Below are 17299 nucleotides of genomic sequence, written 5' to 3' on the forward strand. Positions count from 1 at the left end.
CTACCCATTTTCTTAGGATAAAAACATGCAATTGAATACTATGAGCACCACAGCCCTTAAAATGCCGGAAGGCGTACAAGTAGAAGAGTTAACCCCGCAATACGGTCGTTTTGCGATTCAGCCGCTCGAAAGAGGATTTGGTGTGACGATCGGAAACGCCTTTCGTCGGGTATTGTTGTCTTCATTAGAAGGGACGGCAATCACGGCACTTAAAATAGACGGGGTACAACATGAATTTTCCACCATACCGGGCGTATCGGAAGATGTGGTGGAAATTATTCTAAACCTGAAAGGGGTACGGTTAAAGTATGACGATGAGCCGGAAAATCCCATTTTCCTGACCCTCAAGGGGCCTGGGAACTGGACGGCCAAGGATATTGCCGAGGCAACTGGTGAATACGAGGTGTTAAACCAAAATCATCATATTGCCACCCTTGCCGATTCCGCACGGTTGATCGTTGAGCTACGTTTGGGCCGTGGGCGTGGATATATACCAGCATCCGATAACAAGCGGGCAGATGATCCTATTGGGGTGATCGCCATAGACGCCATCTATACGCCTATCAAGTCGGTTCAATACCACGTAACGCCTACTCGTGTAGGCCAGCGGGTGGACTATGAGCGTTTATCGCTTGAGTTGGAAACCGATGGGTCTATCTCGCCGGAAGAAGCCATTACCGAAGCGGCTAAAATTCTACGAGATCACATCAACCTTTTTGTGCGGATGGATGAAGAGCCTGAGCCAATGGTGGCGGTTAAAGAGGTGGATGAAGAAGTTCAGCGTGTTCGTTCATTGCTTTTGCAAAGTGTGGATGAGCTTGAGCTGTCTGTACGGGCGCACAATTGCCTGAAAGCTGCCAACATCAAAACCATTGGTGATCTGGTACGACGCGAAGAGTCCGAAATGCTCAAGTTCCGCAATTTTGGCCGTAAGTCCCTTATGGAATTGGCACAAGTCTTGGAGGAACGCAATCTTCGCTTCGGAACGGAAGTAGATAAGTACCTCGAAGACTAACCTTATTCGTGTGCGGTGTACGGGCTTTTACGCCTCCAACCTGCACACCCTATACCTGCACACGATATACTGCTGAAAAAACATGAGACACGGAGTTAAAGAATCCCGACTTGGCCGTACCGCATCGCACCGCAAAGCGACGATGATGGCTCTTTCTACGGCACTGATTCAACATAAACGGATTACCACAACCTTGCCTAAGGCGAAAGCGCTTCGGCAGCATGTGGAGTCTATCATCAACCGCGCAAAGGCCGATACGATGCACAACCGCCGCGAGGCATTCCGCAATTTACAAGACAAAGAGGCTGTAAAAGAACTTTTTGGCGAAGTTGCGGAAAAAATTAGTGGTCGCAACGGTGGTTATACCCGCGTGATTCGTTTGGGCTTGCGGAAAGGGGATGCGGCTGAAATGGCCATGATTGAATTGGTGGACTATAATGATGTCCGTCCAGATGGTGCTTCCACTGCAAAGAAGAAGACGCGCCGTTCCCGCCGTGGAAAAGCAGCTTCCAAGCAAGAAAGTCCTTCAACGGAAGAATAACGGATTATTATCTGACTAAGATTGGGCTGTTCATCTGGCATGAACAGCCTTTTTGTGTTGTCAATTCAAGTCTAAAATTGGGCGAAAAATTCCTGTTCGGACGGCTTAAAAACAGTAGTTTATGGCGTTATCGGGAATTGTTCCGGTTATGTGCAACCTTAAATAACAAATAAATAACATGTCTGATGTATTGATCATCGGCGCAGGGGGCGTCGGGAATGTTGTGACCAAGAAATGTGCCATGAATCCGGAAGTTTTTGGCAAAATTACATTGGCCAGTCGGACCCTTTCCAAATGCGACGCCATAGCACAGGATTGTGCCAAAATGGGCTTGTCGCAAGTAAACACGGCCAAAGTGGATGCCGACGATGCCCGGCAAGTAGCTGCGTTGATTGAAAAGGTGCAGCCAAAATTGGTCATTAATGTGGCTTTACCTTATCAGGATTTACCTATTATGGATGCTTGTCTCGATACAGGTGTCCATTATTTAGATACGGCCAATTATGAACCCAAAGAGGTTGCGAAATTTGAATATTCATGGCAATGGGCCTATCGGGAGCGATACGAGAAGGCTGGTATAATGGCCTTGCTCGGCTGTGGATTTGATCCGGGCGTAACACAAGTGTTTACGGCATATGCGAACAAGCATCATTTCTCCGAAATGCACTATCTGGATATCATAGATTGTAATGCGGGAGATCATGGAAAAGCATTTGCCACGAATTTTAATCCTGAAATCAATATACGGGAAATAACGCAGCCAGGCCGATATTGGGAAAACGGAGAATGGGTGGAAATTCCGGCCATGAGTATCCACAAACCCATATCTTATCCTGGTATTGGTCCGAAAGAAAGCTATGTACTTTATCACGAGGAGTTGGAGTCGCTGGTAAAGAATTTCCCAACACTGAAGCGGGCTCGTTTTTGGATGACTTTTGGTGAGGCATACATCACCCACTTAAACGTATTACAGAATGTAGGGATGACGAGTATTGCCCCAGTAAAATTTCAGGGCATGGACATCATACCTTTAGAATTTCTAAAAGCAGTTTTGCCAGAACCAGGTACATTGGGTGAAAACTATACGGGCGAAACCTCAATTGGCTGTCAGATCAAAGGGCTGGGGAAACAAGGGGAAGAGACTACGTATTATGTTTGGAATAATTGCAAGCATCAGGATGCGTGGCGAGAAGTACAGGCGCAAGGGGTTTCCTACACCACTGGTGTCCCCGCGACAATCGGGGCGATGCTTCTGTTGACCCATTCGGACTGGATGAAACCGGGCGTATGGAATTGTGAAGAACTAAATCCGGATCCTTTTATGGACTTGCTCAATCGGCATGGCCTTCCTTGGAACGAAGCGGTAAATGTGGCTTTGCCGCATGAGTACCCAGCATAGCTTTAAGTGGATCGTCGGAGGAGACAGCCTTGAACGGATAGAAAAGCGGGCCGTACACAACCAAACGTGTATGGCCCGCTTTATGTTGGGTGAGAGTGCAGGCTATCGGGTCCTATACAAAAAGAGGGAAATAAGCGTTCCTACTATGGCGGTGTATAAGGCAGAACCCAGCCAAAGCGTGCCAATATGATACCCACTTCTAACTTGGGTTGTCAGTACCAAAAAAATGACCATAAGACCATTGTGGAACAGGGAGATAATGAGGGCCGCAGAGAATACTTGCTGCGGCATCATCATAGGACGGTCGCGGCTTTCAGGTGGAAAAAATCCCATGAGAAAACCTACCAATGTTTTAATAAACATGGAAACGCCCCACGTTTGATAAATGGCATCGGTAATGAAGCCCAGTACAAACCCAGCAAACATGCCTACTGTCCGACCATACTGCAACGCAATAAAGATCAGATAAATCAAAATGACATCTGGATAAGCACCCATGATGGGAAGGCGGCGGAACAGCAACCAGTCCAGCAAGAGGACCAGAATGCCCGTTAGTATGTGTCGTACAATGGGGGGCATGGTATATTTTTGCAGCGAGAAAAAGTCTTAAAATCATTGAAGCAAGGGAAGCAAAAGCAATGATGGACATCCGGCAGCGATCTGTTTCCCTTACATCACAACGGTAGGAGCAAATTACAAAGATTCTTTCCAGAATGAATAACAAAAAATAAAGAGAAACAGAAGTTTCTTTGTCTTCTATTTGACAAATTACCGGAACTGCATGTATGTTAGCTTGTTAGATAAATAAAACGCCAACTTTTGTGACTCCATTTACTTTAGATCACCCCTATGGCCAAGCAAAACCGTCCGAAAAATACGCCTAAATCCGTAGTAACCCCGTTGGGAAATCCCATGGTTACCGAAGAACCCAATCGTCGGGCAGAAAGACGTATGAATACTGCTCTAAATAAAAAAGGTGCGGTGCAGATGCCTTTTGATCGGCAAAACTATCTGATCTTGTTGGTATGTGTGGCCCTGCTGGTGGTCGGCTATGGAATCATGCGGATGGAGAACGAGGCTTTTGGATTTATCAGCCTCTATGTTTCCCCCTTATTACTTTTGGCCGGATACTTTGGCATTGTTTATGCCATTCTAAAGCGCCCTACTCAGGAAGAAGTACACTAAGGGCCGCCTTAATCTTGAACCGTCACCTGTTTATAAAGGGACAAGCAAATCAAACAGGGTATTGCGGTGCTTGTCCTATGGGGTTCGACTCCCCGTTTGCGTTGGTTGCAAATGCGTCTTACTACGCGCAGCCCTTTATGGCATCAACAAAGGTAAAGAACAGGGCTAAACCCAAGCCAAGGCAGAGCTTGCAAAATGGGAGATACCGCATAGGAATGAACCCGTGCTCACCCTGTTTTCCCTCTGCTTTGGCGTTCTTTACTTTTGATTTAATCAGATAAAACCGTCTGAGAGATGAAACCATTCAAAAAACTATATCAAGTAAAACCCAATACTAGCGGCTATTTATTCCGAGATCATGTATTGGAACAGGTTTGGGCAGCGGGATATTATGAAGTGTGGGATTGGAAAAACCGGACCGAGTTGGTCTTGCTACCGGAAACTTCAAAACTGGTGACCGTTACCAACCAAGAAGTGCTGACCAAAGACAATATCGCCCTTCGGTTTTCGTTCAACCTTGTTTACCGCATCGCTGACGGAAAGAAGTTTTTGGGCTGTTTTGTGCTTGATCGGCCAATTTATGCCCTGATTCAAGAAGCGGAACAACGGATTTGCAACATTGCGCAATTATACCTTCGTAACCGCATCACGGCATTAGACAGCGAAACCCTAAATGAAAAGCGGAATGAATTACTCGACTTTAAGACCGAAGAAATGGCAGCGGAAGCGGCAATATTTGGGATTACAATAGAGCAAGCACAACTCCGAGACCTCACCTTTCCCAAATCTATTCAGGATTTGTTTTCCAAACACTTAGAATCCAAAATTCGATCAAAATCGGATCTCGAAAATGCCCGAACCGCTGTGGCCACCGCCCGTGCCCTCAAAAATGCTTCGGAATTGATGAAGGACGATGAGAACATCAAATTCTTCCAATTGCTTGAAACCATTTCTAAAATTGCTGAAAAAGGCAAGCATACGTTTATGATTGGTGACTTGCAGCAACTGGCCAAAAAAACGTAGAGACGCGAAAGCCCCACGTCTCTACGAAAAAAACCGTCATCACAACCAATAAGGCTGATCAATCGTCCATTGTTGAGGATCAAACAAAGAAGCTGGTAGCGTTTTATGTGCACGAATATTCCGATAATACTCTTCCTGTGCTAACTTTCCGTTCAGATAAATCATCATGGCTTCTTCTTGCCACACTTTGCCCATCTTACGGTATCCCGTCACATGAACCTCCAACAAGAGGTTGCCCTTCGGCTCAATCACCCGAACAAGGGTTTTGCGCTCTTTATCTACCCAGAATTGTGCGGCCTTGTTGTCATCCTTTGCAGCACCAACCACATAGACCTTACGACCATTCCAATCATCTTCCCGAAATACATTCAGGTTGAATTTTAGGCTGTCTAAGACAAAAAGGGTACGTTCCGGCTTGTCTTGATGAATATCCATTAAAAGGGTTTGAAGGATGTTCTGATCGGGAGCGGTGTTCACCAATTTATGATTTCTGAACATCATGCGTTTGTTGCGGAAATAAAAAACCCCATTTCCGTCTTTTATAGGGGCAAAATCTATGCGGAGTTTGCCCGGAACAGCCGCCTCGTACCAAGTAACGGTGTCGGCCTTTCCATTAGGACGATGGAAAATGGTTTTTTGCTCAAACGTGAGTGCAGGCTTCCGGTGCTTTCCGGCGGCTTTCATCGCTAATACTACACTGCGGCCATCCTTAATTTTTTGTGCTGATGCAACGGGTGAAAAACAAAAAGATAGGGTAAGGAAAAACAGAATTTTGGAAAACATATGGGTATCATTGGAGTGAAGAAAATCAGGAAGAACACCTGTGAACCTTATGCAGACGGGAAGTGGCCAAGAATGGTAACGCCAAAATAAAAAACGGTATCTAAAACGGAACTTTCTCGTTTTTTGAAAGCTCGGAGCTTGTCTCAATGCATTGTTCGACCCTTACAAAATAACTCGGTCTAATGACGATAGGCCAGGACAAATTTGCGGGGATTAGATTTGTCTTCTTTTCCAATCCATTTTGTAGCGGTATAGCAACCCAAGCCGATTGCCTAAAATCTCCTTATATTAGGCTTGCCGAACAACCCGTTAATGCTATGGATATATTGTCTCAATACACCATCCCCTATTTACACCCATTGGCGGTGCATTTTCCTTTGGTGTTGCTCTTGTTGTGTGTGCCTACCTCGGCCATGTGGCTCCTGACTAAGCGCGAAATGTGGCAACAAGGCACGTTCTACCTGAGCGTATTGGCGCTTGTTTCTTCGGTGTTCGCTAAGAAAACAGGTGAGGCGCTTGCCGAGGGGGTGGAGGGAGAACCTATGGTGGAACAAATTTTAGGCGCACACGCCGCCGCTGCCGACTTTGTGATTGTGGCGAACTTGGTCTTGGTTTTTCTCCTGATACTCGTTTGGTACGCTGATCGAAACGCAAAATGGGGTTTTGTCCAAAAAACACCCTTCCGCATGGCCGTATTGCTGGTAGCGGTCTTTGCTGCTGGCTTGGTGGCATATGTGGCGCATCTGGGCGGATTGATGACGTGGGGTGTCCCCGTAACGCCATAAAGCCAAAGATTCCCCGCACAAGAACGCACGGGGACTTGCTTATTTGCTTCGCTTAAACCGCAGGCCAAAGGCAATATTCCAGTACCCGACAGCATTGTACCAGTCGGAATAGAGCACCTCGCCTTTGGTGGCATAATACTTCCCAAATTGCGCCTGAAAAAAGTAGATCCACTTGGGACGCTTGTTTAAGGAAGCCCCTGCCCCTATATGCCAACCCGGCAAGAGTACATTATCAGGTTTGTCAATCTTTATATTATTCGGATTGTTAGGATCTCTCCATTCGTTGGCGGTGACGGTATGGAAAGACAATCCCGTTCCTCCAAAGGCATAGGCGGCCACGCCGTTCATGTCTTCTTTGGTTTGATGGGCATAACTTACCAAGAGATTGCCAATCCGTTGAACAGATGGAGAAACTACCCACTGCTGATTAATCTGTTCTCCATCTGGAATAGAAATTGCGCTATATCCAAACCTCCCACCATCACTATAAAATACACTATACCGTGCCGTTGCCCTTACTTCGCCGTACCGGTGGACAGGAAACCCAACCCCCAGACCAATTGCTTCCCGACTAAAACCTTGAACATCATAGTTATCATAAGCATAAGGCGTACCTACGTCTATGGAGAAATTGGTTTGGGCAAAAAGTGGGGAGGCAAATAGCAGAAAGGATAAACAAAAGAATAAAGATTTCATGGCATTTTTTATAAAAGTGAAGGGCTATTGCATTTTCTCCCTTTAGGTCAACGTATGATTTAGATGCAATAGCCCCATGAAGTGTGTCTTATTGTCCGTAATACCCGACGGTGTAGCGATATAAATTCGTGCTTGGCATCTCGAATCTACCTGTTACCCACGTAAGAGGTTGGTTACACCCTCCACCAGTTACTGTGATGTCATGATCATTGTCACTCTGAGAAGAGGCTAAACGCATGGAGTCAATACATCCTCCTGTTACTTGCCCCAGAAGGTTCACTTGCTTGGTGCTAAATTCCAACTCGGCCTTGTGTGTTGCCTGCATGCCCGAAAAACCAAGATCAGCACTTTGTGTGAATGAACAGTCAATTTTAGCATAAACATCATACCGTCTATCACCAAAGTATAGACCTGTATGCCCTCTTACATACCTACGTTTGAAGATAATACCCTCTACTTTCTCACCAGAACAAGCCCGTAAAGTTACGCTGGTTCCATTAAGAGAAAACACGATCGCAGAACCATAGCTTGTTGTGGTTTTGGAAAGGGGCAAATGGGTGCTTGCTGTTGCAGATACCTCGCCTTGTTGACCTGTTTTTAGGTTTTGAAACAATACTTTCCCTTCTGTTAGTGTGAATAAAGAATCAGAAACGATGATTTGGCCTTTTTCATTTAGAAGAGAGGCTTCTGCGGTAAGTTCTCCTTTGCCGTCAACCCACGCTTTCAAAGTGGACGGAACCCTATAAACATGCGCCCCAACACTGGAAAGGAGTTCTAATGCTGTCAAGGTGTTTTCTAATTCCGAACGATTTTGGAAGTATAAGACAGGACGTTGTTCGGTTGTATATCGCACCACGGGGTCTTTGATGGTTAAGAAATTCAGGTCGTCGTTAGAGAGCTTATCCGTTTTACTCAGTCCTTTTTGAATGGCCTTATATCGGATGGAAAGGGATTGCAAGCGTTCTTGTGCAGCGACGGCTTCCTTTAATTGGGAGGTTTCAAGGGCACCAGAAGCAATCTTTAGGTTTTTGGCATACGGGAAGTCTGGGATGCCATTAACCAAGTTGCTCTGTTGCTGGTCACATCCTGCAACCAATAAGATTAGGAACAAAAAAAGAAACGTGCGGGGGGGGGGGGAGAAAATTACACATGATGTTTAAAAGTTTAAATGATTGTGGAATAAAAGAAGGGTTAGGCTTGAATAAAACTAAGTCTTTATCTATTGCTTTTCCGTATAGATGAGTAGATAATAGATAAAGCACATTATACAGCCTTTAGCACAACAAAGTCAATAGAAAGACTTTAAAAAGTTATTTTTTACTTTTTTTAAAGACACTAAACTATTGTAAATAGTATTTTTATAATAAATCAAAAAGTAGCCATGGTGGCTTCCTGTATTGGCTACCAAGCTTTCTCAAACAGTATGAATGTGCTGGTGTGATGAGGATAAAATACAGATAGGTAACCCATTTGACGCTGTATTTAGGTTTCTCGCATAATTTCAATCATACTCGCCAAAAACCATACGATCCCGTCATGCAATGCGTCTGAATCCATTCGCTATCTGTTCACCGATGTTTAGGAGGAACAGCAGATCAAATACGGAAAACGGTTGTATCTTGTTTTCAGCATACAACACCTGAAACAGTTTTGCCCTATGCCCTTCCTGAACATCTATCATCCTGAACGATTTCACGGGTTTAACGTGCGTCCGCCCTATTTTGAGGGTTGGTTCTACAAAATAGTGACGGCGGATAAGTCGGAGGTTTTTGCTTTTATCCCCGGCGTTTTTTTGGACAAAGATCCGGCCCGTTCCCATAGCTTCATTCAAGTTTTGGATGGACACCATCGGGCGACCTACCATCGTTTTCCGGTATCATCGTTTTCCGCCGAAAAAGACCAGTTTTCAGTACGTATTGGGGAATCCCATTTCGACTGGGAGCAATGTTCTATTGTATTAAACAGCGAAGGACGTACCATTAAGGGTACGGTAAACCTGCACGGAGTCACGCCGTGGCCGGTATCAGCGCTTTCTCCGGGTATTATGGGACCTTTTGGGTTGTTGCCGTTTATGCAGTGTTATCATGGGGTTCCGAGTCTCTATCATACGCTTTCCGGCAGCCTGTCAGTTGATGGTCGAGAAATCAACTTTGATGGGGGAATCGGTTACTTGGAAAAGGACTGGGGGAGCGGTTTTCCGGAGGCTTACGTTTGGATGCAATGCAACCACTTCGAAACACCGCGTATGTGCCTAAGTGCTTCTGTGGCCAAAATTCCATTTCCGACGGGTACTTTTCGAGGGTTCATTATTGGTCTTTTATTGCCGGATGGACGATTGCAGAAATGGACTACCTATTCGGGGGCACGTCTTTACAATGTAGAAATAACCGATACAACTGTTGCATTCGAGGTGGCAGATCGGCACTTCCGGATGATTGTTGCCGCCGAACGTACCGAAGGGGGCTTGCTTCATGCGCCCTATGCCCGCGATATGATTCAAAAAATATCGGAAACGCTTCGCTCCACCCTTCGGATACAAGTTTGGGAAAAAGGCCGCCTCCTGTTCGAGGAAACAGGGGAGGTGGCAGGCTTAGACGTAAATGGTGATTCGGCTTGGGTAACTGACTAAAGCGTCATTTTCCCAAAAACCCCATTTTTAAAACCTCAATTTGCCCTTAATTTATCTTTCTCCGTTTGACTCATAAACCCCAATCACAATGGACTTTAGCAACCTCAATATGGCCGATATGTTTGGAAAAATGGCCGATATGCAACAAAAGATGAAAGAGGCGCAGGAAAATCTGGAAAAACAAACCACAACCGCAGAAGCAGGCGGTGGCATGGTTAAGGTGACAGTAAATGGCAAAATGCAGGTAACCTCGGTCAAAATTGAAAAAGAAGTTGTGGATCCAACCGACGTAGAACTACTTGAGGACTTGATCGTCGCCGGGGTAAACAAGGCTTTGGCCGATGCGAGCGAGCGAGCCAAAGACGCCATGCAACAAGCAGCAGGGCTTCCCACAGGCTTAGACCTCAATAATTTGGATCTCGGAAAATTCGGATTCTAATACACAGATATGCCACATATAGACTTTTCTAAAGAAGTACCACCGAATATTTACAAGATGCTCATTGGGTCGGTGGTACCACGTCCTATCGCTTGGGTGTCTTCTATAAGTGAAGACGGCATTCCAAACCTCGCCCCTTTTTCCTATTTCAATATTGCCTCCATCAATCCGCCCATTCTTAGCTTTTCACCACTGAACGCACCAACTGGGCATCCTGGAGAAAGCCGCCGGAAAGACACCCTCCAGAATGTACGGGCAACGGGGCAATGTGTCATTCATATCGTCCCTCATGCACTACAAGACCAAATGAACTTAAGTGCTGCCAATTGGCCACCCGAAGTGGATGAATTTGAGAAAACAGGCTTGACACGGGTAGATTCCTTATTCGTTAAGCCCCAGAGAATTGCATCTGCCCCCATTGCTTTCGAGTGCGAGGTGGATCAGATTGTTTCTTGGGGAGACCAGCCAATGGGAGGAAATGTGGTATTTTGCCGTGTGATGATCGGGCATTTTGCAGATCACCTCTTTCAAGATTACAAGATAAACCTCGCGTTGCTGGATCCTGTCTCGCGGTTGGGAGGACCAGACTACAGTCGCGTTAAAACCGATGTATATGCCCTACCTCGCCCCGAAGATTTGTTATGACCCCAGTTACAAAACCGGATCGTGCGCGACTGATCCGGTGGCTCGATGAGCAGGTAGCACGGTTTGAACAGCCAGCCTTTATTGAAAACGATCCGATTTCGGTTCCGCACGCCTTTGAAGACCCTCAGGACCGCGCCGTTATTGGTTTTTTTGCAGCCTCGCTGGCTTGGGGACAACGCAAGACAACGCTAAACAAAATGGCGGAGTTGTGTGAACGCATGGGATACCGGCCCATGCAATTTGTGTATGACTTCCGCATAGAAAAAGATGCGGCTACGCTTAAGGGCTTCAAACACCGAACGTTTACAGAAGAGGACGCCTATTGGATGGTTTTGTCCCTCTCTGCCCTGATCCGTAAATACGGCAGAATGGAGTACGTTTTTCGACATTTTTTGCCCCCAAATGCCACTGATGTAGGCTCGGCGATTCAAGGATTTTCCACTGAAATGATGTATGCCGTACCGGGAACACCTACACGGCTTCAGAAACACCTTGCCAGACCCGATGCGGGAAGCGCCTGTAAGCGGCTGAACATGTTCCTCCGATGGATGGTGCGTACAGGATCGGTGGACTTTGGCATCTGGAAAGGTATCCGTTCAGATCAGTTGGTAATGCCGCTGGATGTCCATGTGGGTCGGGTTGCCCGTCATTTGGGGATGCTTCTTCGTCCCGTCAATGACTGGAAAGCGGCACTGGAGTTAACGGAATGCTGTAGGGAACTTTCTCCGCATGATCCTGTTCGCTACGACTTTGCCTTGTTTGGATGGGGCGTGAACGAAAAGAGTGGCGCACTACCGAATCTTATGTTACCCGAATAGGTAAACGGTGATCAAGAATACTGCTACCGTCCCAGTACGTTGATTTTCGGGTCAAGTTTATCTCCAGTGCTGTACAGGAGAGGTAAAGCCCTCGTTTTAATGGTGATGGGTGTCACCTTATTCAAGTCTTAATGTTATCTTTTTTTGTTTGTAAGTTATTGTTTTTATGTGATTTATGTGTCATTAGAGGATAAGTTAAATCCTAATAATACGATAAGCATCTTAGTCGGTCGTGATTGACTAAGATGCTATATCACCTGTTGTACTCAGTAGGTGTGGTATCATTATGCGGCCTTGGGCTCGCCTACATTCCGCAAGAATGGTAAATGGCCGGAAATATTGATCTAATCCAATCACATTTTTTTATATTGTTTCCTGAACCCTTATCCAGAACGAGCCACGATATGCGCGAGGTTGTTTTTCTGCGTCAAAATGCAGACAAGTGGAAAAAATACGAATCGCTTTATGAGCAAAATAGTCAGGTCTCGGCAGATGCTCTGACAGAGGTTTATCTGGAATTAACCGATGACCTGGCTTATGCCAAAACGTATTACCCCAACAGCAAGACCACCGAGTTTCTTAATGTCTTAACGGGCAAATATCACCGCTTTATTTACCAGAATAAACGCGAAGACAAAAATCGTCTGATTCGCTTTTGGGCAGACGAAGTACCAGAAATGATGTACGCTTACCGCTACAATCTTTTGCTGGCTTTTGGGATTTTTATGTTGGCGGTGGGTATTGGCGTGGTATCGGTATTGGAAGACGAGCGGTTTGTACGCATTGTGCTTGGCGATGCCTATGTGGACATGACCTTGGACAACATTGCTAAGGGCGATCCCATGGGCGTGTATAAATTTTCTGGCGAGTGGGATATGTTTTTTTCTATTGCCTATAACAATGTGATGGTAGCCTTACGGGCATATGCTTTCGGCTTGTTGATTTCGTTCGGGACAGGTATGTTCATGTTTTATAATGGTGTAATGTTGGGCTCTTTTCTCACCTTTTTTGCCATGCGCAACCTGCTTTGGGAATCTACGCTTGTCATTTGGATACATGGAACATTAGAGATTTCGGTAATTGTAGTGGCGGGATGTGCTGGTTTTGTCTTGGGCAATAGCATTCTTTTCCCCGGAACCTTTCCACGGGGTACCTCGTTGATGCGGGGCGCAAAAGAAGGCATGAAGATCGTTATCGGAACAGTGCCCATCTTTATTGTAGCGGCTTTTCTGGAAGGTTTTGTAACCCGCCACACCGAAATGCCCGTCCTTTTATCGCTTGCTATCATCGGTGGATCGGCGGCGTTCATTTTGTGGTATTTTGTGTGGTATCCGTATCACCGCTTCGGCCAAGGCCATTGGATGGAAAAGATAAAAAATCAATTGGCCGGAATTTTGTCTTTAAATAATTCAAAAACAACTACATAAACATCCATGAGATCTGTTGACTTTAAAAAAACACGGGCATTAGGTGATGTGATCAACGACACCTTTACCTTTGTTCGGGAGAACCTGCAACCGTTAGGACGGGCTTTGATCCTGTTTGTGCTCCCCCCTTTGCTTTTTGGAGCAGTGATTGCCACGGGTATGTCGGGCGAGTTATTGTCTAAGATGATGAACCCCAAAATGATGGAAGAAAACCCGGGGGCATTGCTGGAACTGTATCGCCAAACCTTCCTTACGCCTTACTTTGCCTTGTCGCTATTGGCCTTATTAATCGGATATTTATTGCTCTATGGCGTAACGATTACGTTCATCCAACAATACATACGAGGCGGCTCCTTGGAGTCTTCTGATATTTGGCAAAATATGCAAGGTAAATTGGGGCGTATCCTCTCTACGGTTCTTGGTGGGGGGATTTTGTTCTTCCTGGTGTTTCTGGTCTTTTATGTGATATTGATTTTGGCCATTGTAGGATTATCAGCCTTGGGAGGGGGGGGTGCATTTGCAGCAGGACTTTTTGCCTGTTGTGGCGTTATTTTGTTGATCATAACAGTCCTTTTTGCAGGATTACTCTTTCAACTCATGATCCCTATTCGGATGGAGAATCCAGAAATAGGACTTTTGGCATCTATTTCTTATGGGAGGGGCTTGTTGGCAGGTCGTTGGTGGCAAGGTGTGGGTTTGCTTTTCTTGATGTATGTGATCGTGATGGTGATGGGGTTGGTCTTTACTATTCCAGCAACCATTATTACCACGATTGCAGGTGTGGCCGTGGTATCGGAAATGGGGATTGTCTGGAAAATACTCTTCTACATCACCAATGTCATTAGTCAAGTGGGCAGTTTATTACAGGCGATGATTATTATTTCGTTTTTCCTTTATTTCTATAGCTTGTTGGAAGAAAAAGAAGGCGCGGGGTTATCGGAACGAATTGACGAGATGCTGTGATGCAAAAAATGTGGCTTTGGTGGTGGTTTTGGATTTTCTGGCCATGTATGACAACGGCCCAAGAAGCGGTTTTGCCTGATTCGGTGGCTTGGCGCACCCCCGACCCGATGACATTAGACCGCCTCAAGACGGATATTCCGTTGCCTGTTGTGAAGCCCATTACACCATCACCCACCTTTTGGACCAACCTCTTTGATGGCATAAACTGGATATTGGAACAGGTGTTTGGGTCACGCGGCAAACAGACCTTTTGGAAAACTGTGCCCATTGTTTTTCTCTTTATGCTGCTGATTTTCCTTTTGTGGCGTGCAACGGGCATGGACCGTACAGGGCTTTTTTACGGAACGGGTGGCCCATCTGGGGTGGGCAAAATGGTGGGAATAGCGTCGTTAAGTCAGATCAACTTTGAGCAAGAAATCCGCAAAGCCGAGTCGCAAAGGCATTTCCGAGAAGCGGTCCGGTGGCAATACCTGCAACTCCTGCATCGGTTGGAAGTACAGGGGTTGATTGTCTGGAAACCGGACAAAACCAATGCCGATTATGTGGCCGAGATACGCGGTACATCGGTAATCCGGGCTTTTCAGGAAGCAACCAGGCACTTTGAATATGTCTGGTATGGTGAATACATACCAGACGAAGTGGACTACCGTAACATTGTAGAAACCTTTGATACCTTGAACAAGCCAAACCCACAGCCTGCATGAACCTTAGTCGCACAGACCGCATTTTATGGGCTTTGCTCGGGTTGGGCGTGGTGCTTTATGTGTGGTACGAACTGAGCCGTCCTGTTCCACCGGATTGGCGCCCTACGTTTTCGCCCAAAGACAAAATCCCTTATGGCCTTTATGCCTTAGACAACGTTTTGCCGCAGGCATTTACGAAGCAATCCATCCATCGCACCAAGAGATCGGCCTACGAAGTGCTTACCGAACTCAACGCACAAAAGAAGCAAAATACCAATTTTGTTTGGATCAATGTGGGTGTGGATATAACTCCTCCGACCATGAAAGCGTTAAAGCAATATGTCAAAAGGGGGAATGCGGCGCTTGTTTCCTCGTATTATTGGCCGTCAATCCTAAGCGACTCGCTAAAAGTGAAAGTGGGGTACGGAAATGAAATGCCGGGGGCCGAAACCATCAACCAATATACCAGAGCCGCTTCCGAGGTTTCCGACACATCGGCCGTTAAACTGCGGCACAATCGCTTTTCTGGAAAGAAGTTTTGGTTCCCATCCTTTATGTTACAGGTGCCCTTTAGCCGATTCGATTCCACACAAACCAATATTTTGGGAGACTATTTGTTTGCTATGAACACCTCCGAAGGCGTTTCTCCCAATTTAATCCAGCTAAAAATAGGAAAAGGTAGGCTGTTGTTACACACCCATCCATACGCCTTTACAAACTATGGCTTGTTGAAAGGGCAGAATGCAGCGTATGCTTTTGGGGTATTGTCACAGTTGCCCCTTCGCGAAACGTATGTGGACTTTTACCGCCGAGGAAGCGCCAGTGATGAGTCTCTTTTGCAATATGTATGGCGTTCGGAGGGGTTACGGTGGGCCATGTATGGCCTGTTCGTATTGCTTGGGCTTTACCTTTTCTCTGGCAGCAAGCGACGCCAGCGGGCCATTCCGGTTTGGGAAGCACCACGAAATACCACCCTTGATTTTGTACAGACGCTCGGACGCTTATATTATCGAAAAAAAGACCACAAAGACTTGGCGGAACGGAAAATCATGTATTTTATGGAATCGGTCCGGCATCGGTATCAAGTACAAACAACCGACCTAAGCGAGACTTTATTTGAGCAACTCGCGGCCAAGTCCGGTCACGGAAAAGAAGAGGTGGCTTCCCTATTCCGGTTCTTTGATCATCTTCGGGAAAAAACCACCCTCACCAATGAAGACTTGCGCGAGCTCACCCGCCGTCTTTATCGTTTCTGAACCTCCATCATTTTAAGATACACCCAGTCCTATGTCTCTTGACCAAGCCTATGCCAATCGCACAGACCTCACTGCCCTAAGCGAGGCGGTGGAAAACATCAAACATGAAATCGGTAAAATCATCATTGGCCAAACAGGTATGGTGGATATGTTGATTGCTGCATTATTGGCCAATGGCCATGTTTTGATAGAAGGTGTGCCTGGCGTAGCCAAAACCATGACTGCCAAACTGCTTTCCCACACGGTCTCTGTCGGGTTTTCGCGGATCCAGTTTACGCCCGATCTCTTGCCGTCCGATGTTCTTGGAACGGCCATTTTCGATCCCAAATCATTGGCTTTTACCTTTCGGAGAGGTCCTATTTTTGGTAATTTGGTGCTTGTGGACGAGATAAACCGTGCCCCCGCCAAAACCCAAGCGGCACTTTTTGAGGTGATGGAAGAACGACAAGTGACCGTGGATGGAACTACCTATCCAATGGAACAACCATTTATGGTATTGGCCACCCAAAACCCAGTGGAGCACGAAGGTACATACCGCCTACCAGAAGCCCAATTAGACCGTTTCCTGTTTAAGATTTTGGTGGATTACCCCACACCAGAAGAGGAAGTACAGATTCTTTCAGGTTTTCATGCACGACATGGTATCAACAATGTGGCGTCTCTCACTCCCCTACTTTCTGGAAGCACCGTACAACAGCTCCAATCAGTGGTGCAGTCTTTGCATGTAGAGGAAAAAATCTTACGCTACATGGCCCAAATCACCACCAATACCCGCAACAATCCTTCTTTATACCTTGGCGCATCGCCGCGCGCATCGTTGGCATTGCTCACTGGCTCGAAAGCCTTTGCAGCCCTTCGTGGACGCGACTTTGTGACTCCGGAGGATGTACAAACGGTGGCCTATCCGGTACTAAGACACCGGATCCAACTTTCGCCGGAGCGCGAAATGGAAGGCAGTACGCCCGACCAGGTGATAAAGTCCTTGATCGAAAAAGTGGAAGTGCCACGTTAA

General features: G+C 46.3%; 19 protein-coding genes. 15 read left to right on the forward strand and 4 right to left on the reverse strand.

The window, feature by feature from the left end:
* Positions 1–40: 40 nt before the first annotated feature.
* The 3 genes from JNN12_07790 (at position 41) to JNN12_07800 (ending at position 2955) form a co-directional block, all read left to right on the forward strand.
* A complete protein-coding gene (locus tag JNN12_07790) occupies positions 41–1015 on the forward strand; it encodes a DNA-directed RNA polymerase subunit alpha (GenBank protein MBL7978229.1) in 975 nt (324 codons plus the stop codon).
* Positions 1016–1097: 82 nt separating this feature from the next.
* A complete protein-coding gene (rplQ, locus tag JNN12_07795) occupies positions 1098–1556 on the forward strand; it encodes a 50S ribosomal protein L17 (protein MBL7978230.1) in 459 nt (152 codons plus the stop codon).
* 178 nt (positions 1557–1734) lie between these two features.
* A complete protein-coding gene (locus tag JNN12_07800; protein MBL7978231.1) occupies positions 1735–2955 on the forward strand; it encodes a saccharopine dehydrogenase family protein in 1221 nt (406 codons plus the stop codon).
* 102 nt (positions 2956–3057) lie between these two features.
* Here the strand turns inward: JNN12_07800 and mreD are convergent, their stop codons facing one another.
* Positions 3058–3534 carry a rod shape-determining protein MreD gene (mreD, locus tag JNN12_07805; GenBank protein MBL7978232.1) on the reverse strand — a complete coding sequence of 159 codons (477 nt, stop codon included), beginning with the start codon at positions 3532–3534 and terminating at the stop codon, positions 3058–3060.
* A gap of 408 nt (positions 3535–3942) precedes the next feature.
* Here mreD and JNN12_07810 point away from each other — a divergent pair, with 408 nt between their 5' ends.
* Both JNN12_07810 and JNN12_07815 read left to right on the forward strand, forming a co-directional pair.
* Entirely contained in the window at positions 3943–4140 is a 198-nt protein-coding gene (locus JNN12_07810; GenBank protein MBL7978233.1) for a DUF3098 domain-containing protein, read from the forward strand.
* 294 nt (positions 4141–4434) lie between these two features.
* Positions 4435–5163, forward strand: coding sequence for a slipin family protein (locus JNN12_07815; protein ID MBL7978234.1), 729 nt, complete (start codon positions 4435–4437; stop codon positions 5161–5163).
* Positions 5164–5202: 39 nt separating this feature from the next.
* On the opposite strand, the gene JNN12_07820 is transcribed toward JNN12_07815, so the two are convergent.
* Positions 5203–5946, reverse strand: coding sequence for a hypothetical protein (locus tag JNN12_07820; protein MBL7978235.1), 744 nt, complete (start codon positions 5944–5946; stop codon positions 5203–5205).
* 317 nt (positions 5947–6263) lie between these two features.
* Between JNN12_07820 and JNN12_07825 the strand changes: the two genes are divergently transcribed.
* A complete protein-coding gene (locus JNN12_07825; protein MBL7978236.1) occupies positions 6264–6731 on the forward strand; it encodes a hypothetical protein in 468 nt (155 codons plus the stop codon).
* Positions 6732–6770: 39 nt separating this feature from the next.
* On the opposite strand, the gene JNN12_07830 is transcribed toward JNN12_07825, so the two are convergent.
* Both JNN12_07830 and JNN12_07835 read right to left on the reverse strand, forming a co-directional pair.
* Positions 6771–7427, reverse strand: a complete 657-nt coding sequence (locus JNN12_07830; protein MBL7978237.1) for a hypothetical protein — start codon at positions 7425–7427, stop codon at positions 6771–6773.
* Between the two features lie 88 nt (positions 7428–7515).
* Complete coding sequence (locus JNN12_07835; protein ID MBL7978238.1) at positions 7516–8538, reverse strand: hypothetical protein; 1023 nt, start codon at positions 8536–8538, stop codon at positions 7516–7518.
* A gap of 546 nt (positions 8539–9084) precedes the next feature.
* Here JNN12_07835 and JNN12_07840 point away from each other — a divergent pair.
* The 9 genes from JNN12_07840 to JNN12_07880 all read left to right on the forward strand — a co-directional run bounded on the left by JNN12_07840 (position 9085) and on the right by JNN12_07880 (position 17299).
* Positions 9085–10056: a hypothetical protein gene (locus tag JNN12_07840; protein MBL7978239.1), complete on the forward strand. Its 972-nt coding sequence runs from the start codon at positions 9085–9087 to the stop codon at positions 10054–10056.
* Positions 10057–10144: 88 nt separating this feature from the next.
* On the forward strand, positions 10145–10495 hold the full coding sequence (locus JNN12_07845) for a YbaB/EbfC family nucleoid-associated protein (protein ID MBL7978240.1): 351 nt from the start codon (positions 10145–10147) through the stop codon (positions 10493–10495).
* Positions 10496–10504: 9 nt separating this feature from the next.
* Complete coding sequence (locus tag JNN12_07850; GenBank protein ID MBL7978241.1) at positions 10505–11140, forward strand: flavin reductase family protein; 636 nt, start codon at positions 10505–10507, stop codon at positions 11138–11140.
* Positions 11137–11958, forward strand: a complete 822-nt coding sequence (locus JNN12_07855) for a TIGR02757 family protein (GenBank protein MBL7978242.1) — start codon at positions 11137–11139, stop codon at positions 11956–11958. The genes JNN12_07850 and JNN12_07855 overlap by 4 nt, the downstream gene beginning before the upstream one ends.
* A gap of 404 nt (positions 11959–12362) precedes the next feature.
* Positions 12363–13385: a stage II sporulation protein M gene (locus JNN12_07860; protein ID MBL7978243.1), complete on the forward strand. Its 1023-nt coding sequence runs from the start codon at positions 12363–12365 to the stop codon at positions 13383–13385.
* 6 nt (positions 13386–13391) lie between these two features.
* The gene (locus JNN12_07865) at positions 13392–14348 is read left to right on the forward strand and encodes a hypothetical protein (protein ID MBL7978244.1); all 957 of its coding nucleotides are present in this window, start codon (positions 13392–13394) and stop codon (positions 14346–14348) included.
* 47 nt (positions 14349–14395) lie between these two features.
* Positions 14396–15052 (forward strand): DUF4129 domain-containing protein, encoded by a 657-nt coding sequence (locus tag JNN12_07870; GenBank protein ID MBL7978245.1) that lies wholly within the window; start codon positions 14396–14398, stop codon positions 15050–15052.
* Positions 15049–16287 carry a hypothetical protein gene (locus JNN12_07875; GenBank protein ID MBL7978246.1) on the forward strand — a complete coding sequence of 413 codons (1239 nt, stop codon included), beginning with the start codon at positions 15049–15051 and terminating at the stop codon, positions 16285–16287. Before JNN12_07870 ends, JNN12_07875 begins: the two co-directional genes overlap by 4 nt.
* 31 nt (positions 16288–16318) lie before the next feature.
* Complete coding sequence (locus JNN12_07880; GenBank protein ID MBL7978247.1) at positions 16319–17299, forward strand: MoxR family ATPase; 981 nt, start codon at positions 16319–16321, stop codon at positions 17297–17299.

Source organism: Bacteroidetes Order II. bacterium, assembly GCA_016788705.1.
In the GTDB taxonomy this organism is placed as follows: Bacteria; Bacteroidota; Rhodothermia; order Rhodothermales; family UBA2364; genus UBA2364.

Excerpts from the sequence above, each read along its gene's own strand:
- mreD (MBL7978232.1), bottom strand. The coding sequence starts at position 3,534 with ATGCCCCCCATTGTACGACACATACTAACGGGCATTCTGGTCCTCTTG.
- JNN12_07790 (MBL7978229.1), top strand. The coding sequence starts at position 41 with ATGAGCACCACAGCCCTTAAAATGCCGGAAGGCGTACAAGTAGAAGAG.
- JNN12_07825 (MBL7978236.1), top strand. The coding sequence starts at position 6,264 with ATGGATATATTGTCTCAATACACCATCCCCTATTTACACCCATTGGCG.
- JNN12_07850 (MBL7978241.1), top strand. The coding sequence starts at position 10,505 with ATGCCACATATAGACTTTTCTAAAGAAGTACCACCGAATATTTACAAG.
- JNN12_07880 (MBL7978247.1), top strand. The coding sequence starts at position 16,319 with ATGTCTCTTGACCAAGCCTATGCCAATCGCACAGACCTCACTGCCCTA.
- JNN12_07840 (MBL7978239.1), top strand. The coding sequence starts at position 9,085 with ATGCCCTTCCTGAACATCTATCATCCTGAACGATTTCACGGGTTTAAC.
- JNN12_07855 (MBL7978242.1), top strand. The coding sequence starts at position 11,137 with ATGACCCCAGTTACAAAACCGGATCGTGCGCGACTGATCCGGTGGCTC.
- JNN12_07815 (MBL7978234.1), top strand. The coding sequence starts at position 4,435 with ATGAAACCATTCAAAAAACTATATCAAGTAAAACCCAATACTAGCGGC.
- JNN12_07875 (MBL7978246.1), top strand. The coding sequence starts at position 15,049 with ATGAACCTTAGTCGCACAGACCGCATTTTATGGGCTTTGCTCGGGTTG.
- JNN12_07870 (MBL7978245.1), top strand. The coding sequence starts at position 14,396 with ATGACAACGGCCCAAGAAGCGGTTTTGCCTGATTCGGTGGCTTGGCGC.
- JNN12_07860 (MBL7978243.1), top strand. The coding sequence starts at position 12,363 with ATGCGCGAGGTTGTTTTTCTGCGTCAAAATGCAGACAAGTGGAAAAAA.
- JNN12_07800 (MBL7978231.1), top strand. The coding sequence starts at position 1,735 with ATGTCTGATGTATTGATCATCGGCGCAGGGGGCGTCGGGAATGTTGTG.
- JNN12_07830 (MBL7978237.1), bottom strand. The coding sequence starts at position 7,427 with ATGAAATCTTTATTCTTTTGTTTATCCTTTCTGCTATTTGCCTCCCCA.
- JNN12_07845 (MBL7978240.1), top strand. The coding sequence starts at position 10,145 with ATGGACTTTAGCAACCTCAATATGGCCGATATGTTTGGAAAAATGGCC.
- JNN12_07820 (MBL7978235.1), bottom strand. The coding sequence starts at position 5,946 with ATGTTTTCCAAAATTCTGTTTTTCCTTACCCTATCTTTTTGTTTTTCA.
- rplQ (MBL7978230.1), top strand. The coding sequence starts at position 1,098 with ATGAGACACGGAGTTAAAGAATCCCGACTTGGCCGTACCGCATCGCAC.
- JNN12_07810 (MBL7978233.1), top strand. The coding sequence starts at position 3,943 with ATGCCTTTTGATCGGCAAAACTATCTGATCTTGTTGGTATGTGTGGCC.
- JNN12_07865 (MBL7978244.1), top strand. The coding sequence starts at position 13,392 with ATGAGATCTGTTGACTTTAAAAAAACACGGGCATTAGGTGATGTGATC.